12 protein-coding genes are annotated in these 13202 nt (G+C 63.4%); 7 read left to right on the forward strand and 5 right to left on the reverse strand.

From position 1 onward, the window contains the following. Position 1: 1 nt before the first annotated feature. The 4 genes from VF673_RS09900 to gloB all read right to left on the reverse strand — a co-directional run bounded on the left by VF673_RS09900 (position 2) and on the right by gloB (position 6074). Positions 2-1837: an extracellular solute-binding protein gene (locus VF673_RS09900; protein ID WP_440291816.1), complete on the reverse strand. Its 1836-nt coding sequence runs from the start codon at positions 1835-1837 to the stop codon at positions 2-4. Between the two features lie 24 nt (positions 1838-1861). Next, positions 1862-3700 (reverse strand): extracellular solute-binding protein, encoded by a 1839-nt coding sequence (locus tag VF673_RS09905; RefSeq protein ID WP_440291817.1) that lies wholly within the window; start codon positions 3698-3700, stop codon positions 1862-1864. An 86-nt stretch (positions 3701-3786) separates the two neighbouring features. After that, complete coding sequence (locus VF673_RS09910) at positions 3787-5151, reverse strand: LysM peptidoglycan-binding domain-containing protein (RefSeq protein WP_440291818.1); 1365 nt, start codon at positions 5149-5151, stop codon at positions 3787-3789. Positions 5152-5294: 143 nt separating this feature from the next. After that, the gene (gloB, locus tag VF673_RS09915; RefSeq protein ID WP_440291819.1) at positions 5295-6074 is read right to left on the reverse strand and encodes a hydroxyacylglutathione hydrolase; all 780 of its coding nucleotides are present in this window, start codon (positions 6072-6074) and stop codon (positions 5295-5297) included. A 77-nt stretch (positions 6075-6151) separates the two neighbouring features. On the opposite strand from gloB, the gene VF673_RS09920 reads away from it, so the two are divergent. The 7 genes from VF673_RS09920 (at position 6152) to VF673_RS09950 (ending at position 12221) form a co-directional block, all read left to right on the forward strand. After that, positions 6152-6925 carry a class I SAM-dependent methyltransferase gene (locus tag VF673_RS09920; protein WP_440291820.1) on the forward strand — a complete coding sequence of 258 codons (774 nt, stop codon included), beginning with the start codon at positions 6152-6154 and terminating at the stop codon, positions 6923-6925. After that, a complete protein-coding gene (gene rnhA / locus VF673_RS09925) occupies positions 6922-7386 on the forward strand; it encodes a ribonuclease HI (RefSeq protein WP_440291821.1) in 465 nt (154 codons plus the stop codon). The genes VF673_RS09920 and rnhA overlap by 4 nt, the downstream gene beginning before the upstream one ends. Further along, a complete protein-coding gene (gene dnaQ / locus VF673_RS09930; RefSeq protein ID WP_440291822.1) occupies positions 7379-8101 on the forward strand; it encodes a DNA polymerase III subunit epsilon in 723 nt (240 codons plus the stop codon). Before rnhA ends, dnaQ begins: the two co-directional genes overlap by 8 nt. Positions 8102-8219: 118 nt before the next feature. Then, entirely contained in the window at positions 8220-9032 is an 813-nt protein-coding gene (locus VF673_RS09935) for a crotonase/enoyl-CoA hydratase family protein (protein ID WP_273125646.1), read from the forward strand. Between the two features lie 39 nt (positions 9033-9071). Continuing rightward, on the forward strand, positions 9072-10721 hold the full coding sequence (locus tag VF673_RS09940; protein ID WP_440291823.1) for a ferrous iron transporter B: 1650 nt from the start codon (positions 9072-9074) through the stop codon (positions 10719-10721). Between the two features lie 2 nt (positions 10722-10723). Continuing rightward, complete coding sequence (gene nudC / locus VF673_RS09945) at positions 10724-11557, forward strand: NAD(+) diphosphatase (RefSeq protein ID WP_090537008.1); 834 nt, start codon at positions 10724-10726, stop codon at positions 11555-11557. Positions 11558-11576: 19 nt separating this feature from the next. Further along, the gene (locus tag VF673_RS09950; protein ID WP_440291824.1) at positions 11577-12221 is read left to right on the forward strand and encodes a hypothetical protein; all 645 of its coding nucleotides are present in this window, start codon (positions 11577-11579) and stop codon (positions 12219-12221) included. 66 nt (positions 12222-12287) lie between these two features. Here VF673_RS09950 and VF673_RS09955 read toward each other — a convergent pair whose 3' ends face one another. Continuing rightward, positions 12288-13055 (reverse strand): SDR family oxidoreductase, encoded by a 768-nt coding sequence (locus VF673_RS09955; RefSeq protein WP_440291825.1) that lies wholly within the window; start codon positions 13053-13055, stop codon positions 12288-12290. Positions 13056-13202: the final 147 nt, after the last annotated feature.

A 13202-nucleotide genomic window follows, 5' to 3' on the forward strand; every position in this document is an offset into this window, starting at 1 on the left:
CTCAGGGCTCCTGCTCGGGTTCGGGCAGCAGCACCGTGGCGGGCTGGGTGCCTTCCTCGGTAGCCCACCAGGTGTAGAGGCCCAGGTCGTATTTCGGCGGCTGCTCGGGGTGGGCAAACTTGTTCCAGTAGGCCACCCGGTACACGCTCGTGTGGTAGTTGGGAATCAGGTAGTGGCCGGCCCGAAGTACTCGGTCCAGCGCACGGGTGTAAGTGATCAGCTCGGCCCGGGAGTCGGCCTGGATCAGGCCTTCCACCAGCTGGTCGATGGCCGGATCACGCAGCCCCATGAGATTGCGGCTGCCTGGATTGTCGGCGCTGGAGGAGTGCCAGTACTCGCGCTGTTCGTTGCCCGGCGAGTTGGACTGGGCAAAGCTGGTGACCACCATGTCGAAGTCGCGGGAACGCAGGCGATTGACGTACTGGGACACATCGATGCGGCGCAGTTGCATGTCGATGCCCAGCGAGGCCAGGTTGCGCTTGAAGGGCAGCAGCACCCGCTCGAAATCCGCCTGGATGAGCAGGAACTCGAAGCTCAGCTGCTCGCCATCGGCATTGACCAGTTGATCATTCTCGATCCGCCAGCCGGCCTCCTGCAGCAGTTCGTAGGCCTGGCGGCGCTGATCGCGGATGTTGCCACTGCCATCGGTGACCGGAGGGACATAGGCCGGGCCGAACACCTCGGCGGGCAGCTGCTCGCGCAGGGGCTCCAGCAGGGCCAGCTCGTCTTCACCGGGCAGGCCTTCGGCGCCCAGTTCCGAGTTGCCGAAGAAGCTGGAGCTGCGCTCATAGGCGCCATGGAACAGGCGGCTGTTGGCCCATTCGAAGTCGAACAGCAGGGCGATGGCCTTGCGCACCCGCACGTCCTGGAAATACGGTTTGCGCAGATTGAACACGAAGCCCTGCATGCCCCGGGTATTCAGGTTGGGGATCTCTTCCCTGATGATGCGTCCGTCGCTGAGCGCCGGGCTGTCATAGCCAGTGCTCCAGTTCTTGGCGCTGAACTCCTCGTTGAAATCGAACTGGCCGGCCTTGAAGGCCTCCAGGGCCACGCCCAGATCGCGGTAGTAGTCGACGACGATGCGATCGAAATTGTAGAAGCCGCGGCGGACCGGCAGATCCGCTGCCCAGTAGTCGGTGACCCGCTCGAAGGTCACGGTGCGCCCGGGGCGGACCTGGCCGATGCGGTAGGGGCCGCTGCCCAGGGGCGGTTCCAGTCCGGTACGGCTGAAGTCGCGTTCGGCCCAGTAATGTTCCGGCAGCACCGGCAACTGACCGATCACCAGCGGCAGCTCGCGGTTGCGAGCGTGGGTGAAATGAAAGATGACGCTGTGCTCCTCCTCGGCCACCACCTCCTTTACATCGCCGTAATAGGCCTTGTAGAAGGGCGCGCCTTTCTCCAGCAGGGTGTTGAAGGTGAAGACCACATCGCTGGCGGTAATCGGCTGGCCATCATGGAAGCGGGCCTCGGGGCGCAGGTGGAAGCGCACCCAGGTATTGTCCTCGGCCTGCTCCATGCTGTGGGCGATCAGGCCATACTCGGTAAAGGGTTCATCCAGCGAATGGACCGTCAGGGTGTCGTAGATCAGTCCCAGCTGGTCGGCGGCGGTACCGCGGCTGATGAAGCCGTTGAAGGAGTCGAAACTGCCGAAGGCGGAAAGGCGCAGGGTGCCGCGCTTGGGGGCTTCGGGATTGACATAGTCGAAGTGCTGGAAGTCGGCGGGATATTTCGGCGGTTCGCCGTACAGGGTCAGGGCGTGGCTGCCGTTGGCGGCGCTGGCGGTGCAGGCCAGTGACAGGAGCAGGCAGCCCAGAGCGGTTGTCAGCTTATCGAGCATCAGATGACCTTGTTATCGTTCGGATCAATCCATCCACCAGGTCCGGATGGCCAGCGAATAGGGTGGCGTTGCTGGTGATCGCAGATAACTGCGATGGGCAACGCGGTGGTAGTCAATATACCAGTTCGGAATCATGTAGTGCTCCCACAATAACACCCTGTCCAGTGCACGGGCGGCAGCGACCTGGCGGTTGCGGGTGCGGGCGTTGAGCAGCTCGTCCCCCAGTGCGTCGACCACCGGGTTGTCGATCCCGGCATAGTTGCGGCTGCCCTTGACGTTGCGCTGGGAGGAATGGAAGTAGGTGTACTGTTCATGCCCCGGCGACAGGCTCTGGGGCAGGGTGGTGAGAATCATGTCGAAATCGAACTGATCCAGCCGGGCCTTGTACTGGGCCCGATCCACGGTGCGCACCCGCAGTTCTATGCCGAGGCGCGCGAGATTGGTACGCCAGGGCAGGAGAATGCGCTCCAGACTCGGGTTGACCAGCAGCACCTCGAACACCAGCGGGCGCCCCGCTTCGTTCTGCAGCCTGCCGTTGCTGAGCTTCCAGCCGGCCCGGTTGAACAGCGCCACCGCCTCGCGCAGGGTTTCCCGGGGAATGCCCCGGCCATCGGTCACCGGCAGGGTGAAGGGCTGCAGGAAGAGCTCCGGCGGCAGGTGCTGGCGGAATGGCTCCAGAAACAGGAACTCCTGGCCGGCGGGCAGCCCGGTGGCGCTGAACGGACTGTTGGGGAAGTAGCTCAGGGACCGTCGATAGGCTTCATGGAAGAGCACGCGGTTGGACCATTCGAAGTCGAACAGCATGCCCAGCGCCTGCCGCACCTCCCGCCGGTCGAAGGGCGCGCGCCGGGTATTGAAGAACAGGCCCTGGGTGGAGGCGGGGATTTCGTGCTGGATGGCCCGCTTGAGCACCGCCCCGCTGGTCACCGCCGGGAAGTCGTAGGCGTTGGCCCAGTTGCTGGCCTTGTGTTCCAGATAGATATCGAACTCGCCGGCCTTGAAGGCTTCGAAGGCGACGTTGTTGTCGCGGTAGAACTCGACCTCCATGCGGTCGACATTGTACTTGCCCCGGTTGATCGGAAGATCCCGTCCCCAGTAGTTCCTGACCCGTTCGAATACCAGACGGCGGCCGGGCGCTACCTCGCTGATGCGGTAGGGGCCGCTGTTGAGCGCCGGCTCGAAGGTGGTTTCGCCGAAGGGGCGATCGCGCCAGTAATGTTCCGGCAGCACAGGCAACTCGCCCAGATGCAGGATCAGCAGCGGGTTGTCTGCCTGCTTGAAGATGAAGCGGATGCGATGGGGGCCGAGCAGATCGTAGCGGGCCACGTCCTGCAGCATGGCCCGGTAATTGGGGTGACCCTGTTCGCGCAGCAACCGGTAGCTGAAGGCAACGTCGTGGGCGGTGATGGAGCGGCCGTCATGGAAACGCGCCTCGGGCCTGAGGTTGAACACCACCCAGCTGCGGTCGTCGGGAAACTCCAGGCTCTCGGCGATCAGGCCGTAGGCGGAGAAGGGCTCGTCGCCCGAAGGGTCATAGATGCCGCTGCCGACCATCAGCGGCTCGTTCAGTTCGCTGATGCCGTACTGGTAGAAGTTGCCGGTAGCGATAGGGCTGGTGCCCTTGAGCGTGTAGGGATTCAGGGTGTCGAAGGTGCCGCTGCCCATGACCCGCAGGGTGCCGCCCTTGGGCGCCTCGGGGTTGACGTAATCCAGATGGCTGAAGTCCTCGGCGTACCTGGGCAGGCCGAACACGGAGTAACCGTGCTGACGATAGATGGCCGCGTCCACCAGCCCCGACAGGCTGGCTGTCAGCAGCAGGACGAGCAGGAGAAGCAATGGGCGGATCGGGGATCGTGTAAGCATGGTCTGCGCGTACGCTACCATTGTGCGAGCACAAGCGAAAGCGGGTGGGATGCCAGCATGTCAGTTGCCATCCCGGGTTCGGCTGATCAGGGCAGATGCAGCGTCAGTTGCTGGCCGGGCTTGAGCAGAGTATCCACCCCGTTCCAGGCGCGCAGCTGCTTGACCTCGACATTGAACCGGCGGGCGATGCTATAGAGCGAATCACCCGACTGTACGGTGTAGGTGCGTGGCCGATTGCTTCTCGGCGCGCTGCCGGTCGGGGTGTTACCGGCAAGCTGGGTAGCACCGGCGCTGGGGATGATCAGTTGCTGACCGACATTGATCAGGTTGCTCTGCAGGTTGTTGGCCTGACGCAGTGCTTCCACGCTGGAGCCGTGCTGACGGGCAATGGCCGACAGGTTGTCACCGCGTCGCACCGTGTAGCGACTGAAGGGCACGCGCTCGCGGTCGGGCAAACGAGCCAGTGCGGCGCTGAACTGCTCGGCCTGAGCTGCGGGTACGAGCAACTGGTACGGCTGGCGCGGTGTGGCAACCCGGTGCTTGAACGCCGGGTTCAGGTAGCGCATTTCGTCCGCGCTGATACTCGCCAGTTCGGCTGCCTTGAGCAGATCCAGCGGGCGGCGGATGGTGATCTGGGCAAAATAGGGCTCATCGTTCAGATCGGGCAGGCTGATGCCGAACTGCTCCGGCGTGCTGACAATCTGCGCCAGGGCCAGCAGCCGCGGCACGTAATCCATGGTCTCGCTGGGCAGCTGCAGGTTCCAGTAGTCAGCCGGCAGACCCAGCTCCTGGTTGCGCTTCACGGCCCGGCCGATGCAGCCCTCGCCGCAGTTGTAGGCCGCGACCGCCAGCAGCCAGTCGCCGTCGAACATGTTGTTCAGTCGGGTCAGATAATCCAGTGCGGCATTGGTCGAGGCGGTAATGTCCCGACGGCCGTCATAGATGTCGTCCTGGTGCAGCGAAAAGACCCGTCCGGTCGAAGGGATGAACTGCCAGATGCCAGCGGCCTGGGAGCGCGAGTAGACCATGGGGTTGTAGCCGCTCTCGACGAAGGGCAGCAGTGCCAGCTCCAGCGGCATGCCGCGCTTGTCCAGCTCTTCCACGACATAATGCAGATAGCGTCTGGCGCGCTCGGAAGTGACTTCGAAATAGCGGGCCTGGGACGCATAGTGCAGCCGCTGCTTGTCTACCCGCGGACTGTCGAGCAGGGTCGGGTCGAGCTGGAAGCCGTCGCGGATGCGGGTCCACAGGGTATAGGGTTCATCGGCCTTGCGGATGCTGCGCCAGTTGCCGAGGCGATTGGGTCTGTGATCACTGCTGGCGGCGGGGGCGGAACTGATTCGAGGTGCTGCGGACTGGTCGGTGCGGTTGGTGGTGGTCTGGCAGCCGACAAGCACCAGGAGCCACAGCGTCAGGAGTCCATTTCTGAGAACGTTGGGCGTAACAGTCATGGGGCCATCCTTTGAAATTTGCCCGATTCTAGGGAGTCACTTCCCGAGGGTCAACCGAGCTGGCAGAGGCCATCTGTCGCACGTGGCGCCGCGCCATGATGCAGCCGCGCCAGAGCGGCCTGCCGCCGGTTGGCTGAACTATGTCAGAATATGTCCTTCCATGCACGTATTGCGGCAAATGTCTCGGCACCGGGGCTGACCTCGGCGCCGGCCTGGCGGCTGGCGGCCTCGACTACTGCCGGCTCCGCACAGCGCAGGAAGGGATTGGTCCGCTTCTCCAGGGCCAGCGTGGTGGGCAGGGTGTTCTGACCATCCCGGCGCAGGTCTTCCACCACCTCCAGGCGTATGCGGATGTCGGGGTTTTCCGGTTCCACCGCCTGGGCAAAGCGCAGGTTGGCCTGGGTATATTCATGGGTGCAATATGTGGTGGTGTCGTCCGGCAGGGCGGCCAGACGCTGGAGCGAGTCGTGCATCTGCTCCGGGGTACCTTCGAAAACCCGTCCGCAGCCCCCGGCAAACAGGGTGTCGCCACTGAGCAGCCAGGGGTCCTGCGGGTCATCGCAGAAGAAGGCGATATGATCCAGAGTATGGCCTGGCACTGCGATGACGCGAATGCTCTGGCCGGCCAGGTTGATCTGATCGCCGTCGGCGAGTGTCCGGTCGATACCGTCGATGGTCGGGTTGTCCGGCCCGAGAACCCTGCACTGGGTGGCTGCCTTGAGCGACAGTACCCCGCCGGTATGGTCCCGGTGGTGATGGGTCAGCAAAATTGTGCTCAGCTGGTATTCGGGGTGGCGGCCGAGCCAGCTTATCACCGGTCGGGCGTCACCCGGGTCGACAGCCGTCACCTTGAAAGAGGTGTCATCTGTCAGCAGCCAGATGTAATTGTCCTGAAAGGCGGGAAGGGCAATGAAGGTCGGCATGACAGGCTCGCTTTCCGGAATCGTAGTTGCAGCTATCTTATAGGAGGTTGGCGTGCCCAGGCCAACCCGGAGGCCCCATGGAGATTCCCGAACAATCCCGTTCCATCAGTCAGGAAGATCTGCTCAGGCTCATCTGTGTCGCTCGGCAGTGGCTCGACAGCGCTCCCGGCCAGATGCTGCTCAGCAGCGAGCGCTGCATAGTGCAGCAGGAGCTGCAGAAATGCTTCGGTCAGCACCTGGTGCAGTATGGCCTGCTGCCGGAGCTGCTGGATGAGCAGCATTCGGTGTTGCGCAACCACTGGCGCCTGGACCTTCAGGTCGGTCCGGACTGCCTGCCGGTGGACGAAACCAGCTGGCCCTTCGCTCCCCACTCACTGGACGTGGTATTGCTGCACCACGGCCTGGATTTCTGCTTGTCGCCACGCAGTCTGCTGCGTGAAGCCAGTCAGGCGGTGCGTGCCGGCGGGCATCTGCTGGTGTTCGGCTTCAACCCATGGAGCTGCTGGGGACTCAACCATTTCGCCGGTCGGGACTGGTTCAGCGAGGCCGGATTCATCAGTCCGGCACGGCTGACGGACTGGCTGGAACTGCTGGGTTTTGCGGTGGAGAAAAGAGTCGATGGATGTTATCGTCCGCCGCTGAATTCAAGCGCCTGGCTGGAGCGTTTCAGCTGGCTGGACACCTGGGGCCAGCGTCACCAGCTGCCGGGGGGCGGCTTCTATTTCCTGCGTGCCCGCAGGCAGACCCTCGGTGCCATACCCCGCCGGCAGCGGACCATCGCCTTTCCGGCCCTGGGTCTGCCGCCGCTGGTCGCAGGAAACCGCCGGGCGCACAAACGGGACAAGACATGACGCATGTAATCGAGATATTTACCGACGGCGCCTGCAAGGGCAATCCCGGCCCGGGCGGCTGGGGCGTATTGCTGCGTCTGGGCGAACATCAGAAGACCCTGTTCGGCGGCGAGCCGCAGACCACCAATAACCGCATGGAGCTGATGGCGGCCATCCGCGGTCTGCAGGCCCTGAAGAAGGCCCCGGCCAATGTCCGGCTGACCACCGACTCGCAGTATGTGATGAAGGGTGTCTGCGAATGGATGCCCAACTGGAAGAAGCGCGGCTGGAAAACCGCTGGCCGCCAGCCGGTGAAGAATGCCGATCTCTGGCGTCAGCTGGATGGGCTGGTCAGTCAGCACCATGTGCAGTGGCAGTGGGTCAAGGGCCACAGTGGTCATCCGGAAAACGAGCTGGCCGACCAGCTGGCCAACCGGGGAGTGGAAGAGGTCATGATGAAGGGGAGTGCGGTGAATGCGTGAAGTCGTTCTGGATACCGAAACCACGGGTATCGAGGTAAGGGAAGGTCATCGCATCATCGAGATCGGCTGTGTCGAGCTGCTCGACCGGCGCCTGACCGGCCGGCACTTCCATGTCTACATCAATCCCGAGCGGGAGGTGGAAGAGGGCGCCTTCCAGGTCCACGGGATCTCCGACGAGTTTCTTGCGGACAAGCCGCTGTTCGCCGACGTGGCCGACGAGTTCATGGACTTCATCCGCGGCGCCCAGCTGGTGATCCACAACGCCGCGTTCGACGTGGGCTTCATCGATGCCGAGCTGGAGCGGCTTGGCCGTCACGGTTGCGTGGCTGACCACTGTTCGGTAGTGGATACCCTGCTGCTGGCCCGGCACAAGCATCCCGGACAGCGCAACACTCTGGACGCCCTGTGCAAGCGCTACGGGGTGGACAACTCCCAGCGGGAGCTGCACGGCGCGTTGCTGGACGCCGAGATTCTCGCGGATGTCTATCTGATCATGACCGGCGGCCAGACGGCGCTGGTACTGGCGGGACAGGGGTCCGAGGGCAGTTCCGACCAGCCCGGGGAGATCCGTCGCCTCGACCCGCAGTCACGGCCGGTGCTGCCGGTGGTGCGGGCGACCGCGGAGGAGCTGGCGGCCCACGAGCAGCGTCTGGCTGCCATAGAGAAGGCGGCGGGTTTTGCCTTGTGGCGGCAGATGGAAGCGATCGAGGCCTGAATCTGCGGCACTTTCCACAGAACAGGCACGGGGAGCAAATCCCGGGTATGCCGCCGGGGGCCATGCTTGATATAGTGCATGACTTGATAAGAACAAGCTGTTTGTCAGGGAGTTACGCATGCGTGAATACCAATCGCTGCTGGTGGAGCAGCAGGGCGCCATTGCCCATGTCATGATCAATCGCCCGGCCAAGGCCAACTCTATGGATGAGGCTTTCTGGACCGAGATGGTCGAGGTGTTCGACTGGGTTGATCGGACCGACAGCGTGCGTGTGGCAGTCATCTCCGGGGTGGGCAGGAATTTTTCCGCGGGCATCGATCTGCAGATGCTGGCGCAGGCCGCCGGCAGCATGGTCGCCGACATCGGCCGCAACGCCGAGCGTATCCGTCGCAACATCCTCAAGCTGCAGAGCGCCTTCAATGCCGTCGACGAGTGCCGCAAGCCGGTGATCGCGGCGGTCCATGGTTACTGTATTGGCGGTGCCATCGACCTGATTTCCGCCTGTGACATGCGCTACTGCACCCCGGATGCCCACTTCTCGATCAAGGAAATCGACATGGGCATGGCGGCCGATGTGGGAACCCTGCAGCGATTGCCGCGTCTGATAGGCGATGGCATCATGCGGGAACTGGCCTATACCGGGCGTCCCGTATACGGTGAAGAGGCGGCGCGTATCGGCCTGGTCAATCAGGTGTTTGCCGATCATGACGCGCTCCTTGAAGGAGTGATGGACATAGCCCGGCAGATTGCTGCAAAGTCACCACTAGCCATTCGCGGAACCAAGGAAATGATCCGCTACAGCCGTGACCACAGCGTGGCGGACGGATTGAATTACATAGCGACCTGGAATGCAGCCATGCTCCAGTCGGAAGATCTCAAGGTGGCGGTTGCTGCGCACATGAGCAAGAAGCCGGCCGAGTTTGCCGACTGAAGATCCAGTCTGATTGCAGGGATGAGGGAGACTGAAGCGATGTTAACAGGTGCTACATCACTTGATCTGGTCAGGGACGAGCTGTTCGTCAGCATAGGCGAAGTGGAGGATCTGCTGCAGCAGTTCCTCGAGCAGCGGGACAGTGGTCACCTGCTGCAGCAGGCCATCGAGGGGCTGCAGCAGCTCAGGGGAACCCTGAATCTGATCGAGCTGCACGGAGCGGCGCTGCTGCTGGAAGAGATGGTTGCCCTGGCGACCGACATTCCGGTCCATGAAGGTGATGTGCTCAACGCTCCCCTGTCCGCCCTGTGCAACAGCCTCTTCCTTCTGCGCCGCTATCTGCACTTCTGCCGTCAGCAGGGGGGCGAGCGCCCCGAGCTGCTGCTGCCGCTGATCAACGAGCTGCGCTCGCACCGGCCGGACACCAGGCCCCTGCCCGAAAGCCATTTCTATCCACTGGATCCTGCCCGGGTGCCGCCGGCACTGCGCAACGGCTCTCGCGACATGCTTGAGCCCAAGACCTTCGCGCGACTGCGGCAGATGTTCCAGCTGGGGCTGCTGGATGTCATCCGTCACGAGTCCGGTGCCGGCATCAATCTCAAGAAGCGTGCCCTGCAGCGCTGGGAAGCCCGCATGAATGATCATGTGGCGACCCTCAGCTGGATCGCCTCGGCAGCCCTTGAGGCCATCGAAAAGACCCCCCTGGATCTGACCCGCGAGCGCAAGCTGCTGTTTTCCCGTCTGGACCGGGAGATCAAGCGTCTGTATGCCGGGCAGCCGGAGACCCAGGGCACCGCCCAGCTGCGGGTGGAGCTGCTGTATCTGGTGGCGCTGGCCGGCGAGCAATGCGAGTTGTGCCAGGAAGTGCGGCGCACCATCAATCTGCCGGATCCCGGCTATACCGAGGCCAGTCTGAAGCAGGCCTTTGAAAGCCTGCGCGGGCCGGGCGCCGACGTCATGCGCTCGGTGGCCGAAGCACTGCAGGAAGAGATCACCTCGACCAAGGACATGCTCGACCTGCTGGCGCGCAATGCCGGCGACACCGATCAGGCGCTGGAAACCCTGGATGCCTCCCTGCAGCGCCTGTGGAAGACACTGAGTGTGCTCGACATGCCCGCCACCTCCGAGCAGATCCGCAACGCTGCTGTTCAGCTCGAAGGCTGGCAGCCCGGGGATACCCAGACCCTGGAGCGGGTGGCCGATGCTGTCCTGCATGCCGAGCTGCTGGTGGCACGCATGGAAACCGCCGGGGAGGTCATCGGTTCGCTGGGCAATGACCAGCACAGCGCGCCGGTGGAACTCAAGGAAGCCCATATCGTGCTGGTCGAGGAATCCCAGGCAGGGCTGGCGCTGGCACGCCGGGCCCTGACCGCCTACGTCGAATCCGACCACGACCGCATGCACCTGATGAATGTGCCCGCTACACTGGAAACAGTACGCGGTGGCCTGATCTTCCTGGGCATGACCCGTGCTGCCGAGATCATTCGTGCCGCGGCACGTTTCATTCAGGAAGCGCTGGTCGATGGCAGCAAGGCCCCGGCGGAGTCCAAACTGGAAGTGCTGGCCGATGCGCTGACCAGCATCGAGTTCTATCTGGAGTCGGCTGAGCGCTCCTCGGTCAACAAGGGCGATGTACTGGCCCTGGCGGAGGAGAGCCTTGCCGAACTGGGATACAAGGTAGGCAGCTGAAGATGCAGAAGATCACCCGGTTTACCTCATCCTTCTCTGCGCAAGCGGGGGCGGATGGCTGGGTGCTGATTCGGCATGAGCAGTCCTTTGCCATCTATCAGGGCAACCTGTTGCATGATCCGGACATGGCTCGCTACCTCGGCGATGCCGAATATCAGGTGACCCTGGGGCTGGTTGATGACCGTCCTTGCCGGCTTGTGCGGGTCAAGGAGCAGGTCGACCTGCCGGGTCTTTCCTGGCAGGGGCTGCGCGGGCTGCTGGGCAACGTGGACAACACCACCTTCCGCCTGCTCGGTGTCGCCCAACAGCTGGATATCTGGTATGACACCCATCGCTTCTGTGGACGCTGCGGCGAACGGACCCACCTGCGGGACGATGAACGGGCCATGGAGTGCCCGGCGTGCGGCAACCGCCAATACCCCAAGCTGGCCCCCTGCATCATAGTGCTGGTCACCCGTGGCAATGAGGTGCTGCTGGCACGCTCGCCCAACTTCCGCAGCGGTTTCTTCAGTACCCTGGCCGGCTTCATCGAGCCCGGCGAGTCGGCGGAAGAGGCGCTGCGCAGGGAGGTCATGGAGGAGGTGGGTATCGACGTGCGCAACCTCGAGTATCTCGGCAGCCAGAACTGGCCCTTCCCCAATTCCCTGATGCTCGGTTTCCACGCCGAATACGCCGGCGGCGAGATTGTCCCGCAACCCGGCGAGATTGAAGAGGCCCACTGGTGGCATGTCGACCAGTTGCCGGCCATCCCCCCGCGGGGCACCATTTCCCGGTGGCTGATCGATTGTTACCTGGCCAGGCTGGCCGGCCAGCCGGAGCCGCCGGTTCCGGCCTGATCTTCTACAAGGAGCGTACATGCAATACCTGGGACTGGCGGTGCTGACAGGCTGCTTCGGCCTGCTTCTGCTGTTCATCACACTGCGTCTGGGCTCGCGCCTGGAGTGGCTGCTGGGCTGGCTCAAGGGGTGTGCCCTGCTGGTGCTGTTGGCGCTGTGCGGTGGTCTCGCCCTGCTGGCCTGGGAATTCTCCCGGTTTCAGCCCATCGTCGACGGCGCACGCATAGCGACCCTGGACTTCCGCCAGCTGGCGGACAAGCAGCACGAGGTTCATCTGGCACCGGCGATGAGCTCGCCGCTGCCGCTGCACGGGGACCTCTGGGAGCTGGATGTGCAGGTATTGCGCTGGCGCGGTCTGCCACACATGCTCGGTCTGGAGGATGGCTACCGGCTCGATCGGCTGAGAGGGCGCTATCTCACCCTGGAACAGCAACAGGAAATGGGCTCGGGCCTGAGCCACTCACTGCATGGTACGCCCGCCTGGCGGGACGCCTGGCACTGGTTGGATCAGCTGAATCTTTCCTGGCTGTATGCCGATGCCTTCAGCATCCGCTTCATGCCCATCGCCGATGGCGCTCGCTTTGCGGTGGAGATAGGAGTGACCGGTCTGTCACCGGTGGCAATGAACACCCAGGCACTGGACGCCGTGAAGGGCCTGGAGTAGGCGGGTTTCTCCGGAAAATCTGTTCGCCGATGGGGTCAAGGGCGCGCCTGCGCGCGCCCTGACGCGTCAGGACAGCATGCCGCCATCGACGTTGATGGCCGCGCCTGTGGTGTAGCTGGAGGCGTCGCTCACCAGATACAGCACGGTACCGGCCATTTCGGTCGGATCAGCCGGGCGACCCATGGGGATGCGCTGCAGTGCCGGCTTGAGGATGCTGTCGTTCTTCACCAGCGCCGAGGCGAATTTGGTGTCGGTCAGACCCGGCAGCAGGGCATTGCAACGGATACCGAACTGGGCGCACTCCTTGGCGAAGACCTTGGTCATGTTGATCACCGCGGCCTTGGTGATGGAGTAGATACCCTGCATCAGGCCCGGAACCAGACCGTTGACCGAAGCGACGTTGAGGATGGCGCCGCCGCCGTTCTCGCGCATCAGCTTGCCGGCCTCGACGGACATGAAGAAATAGCCGCGGATGTTGACGTCCACGGTCTTCTGGAAGGCGGACAGGTCGGTGTCCAGCACGTTGCCGAAGTAGGGGTTGGTGGCGGCGTTGTTGACCAGGATGTCGAGTTTGCCGAACTGGCTGCGGATCGCCTCGATGGTGGCGGTAATCTGTTCCATTTCGCCGATGTGACAGGCCATGGCGCTGGCCTGACCGCCGGCGGCGACGATGGAGTCGGCTACCTGCTGGCAGTCGTCGATCTTGCGGCTGCTGACGATCACATGGGCACCTTGCTGAGCGAGCAGGCGGGCGATGGCTTCGCCGATGCCACGGCTGGCGCCGGTTACCAGGGCGATTTTGCCGTCCAGATCAAACAGTTGGGTTTTCTGCATGGGCTTGTCCTTGTCTTGAATCGGGTTTGCCGGTCAATCTACTGCAGGGACCGCTGGCTGCCAACCAACGGGCCGGGTTATCAGGTACCGTGTTGGCGGGGCATAAAAAAACCGGAGCCTGGCTCCGGTTTTCGGGGACGGGGTCGA

It is taken from the genome of Halopseudomonas sp. Lyrl_26, assembly GCF_051948695.1.
Lineage (GTDB): Bacteria > Pseudomonadota > Gammaproteobacteria > Pseudomonadales > Pseudomonadaceae > Halopseudomonas > Halopseudomonas formosensis.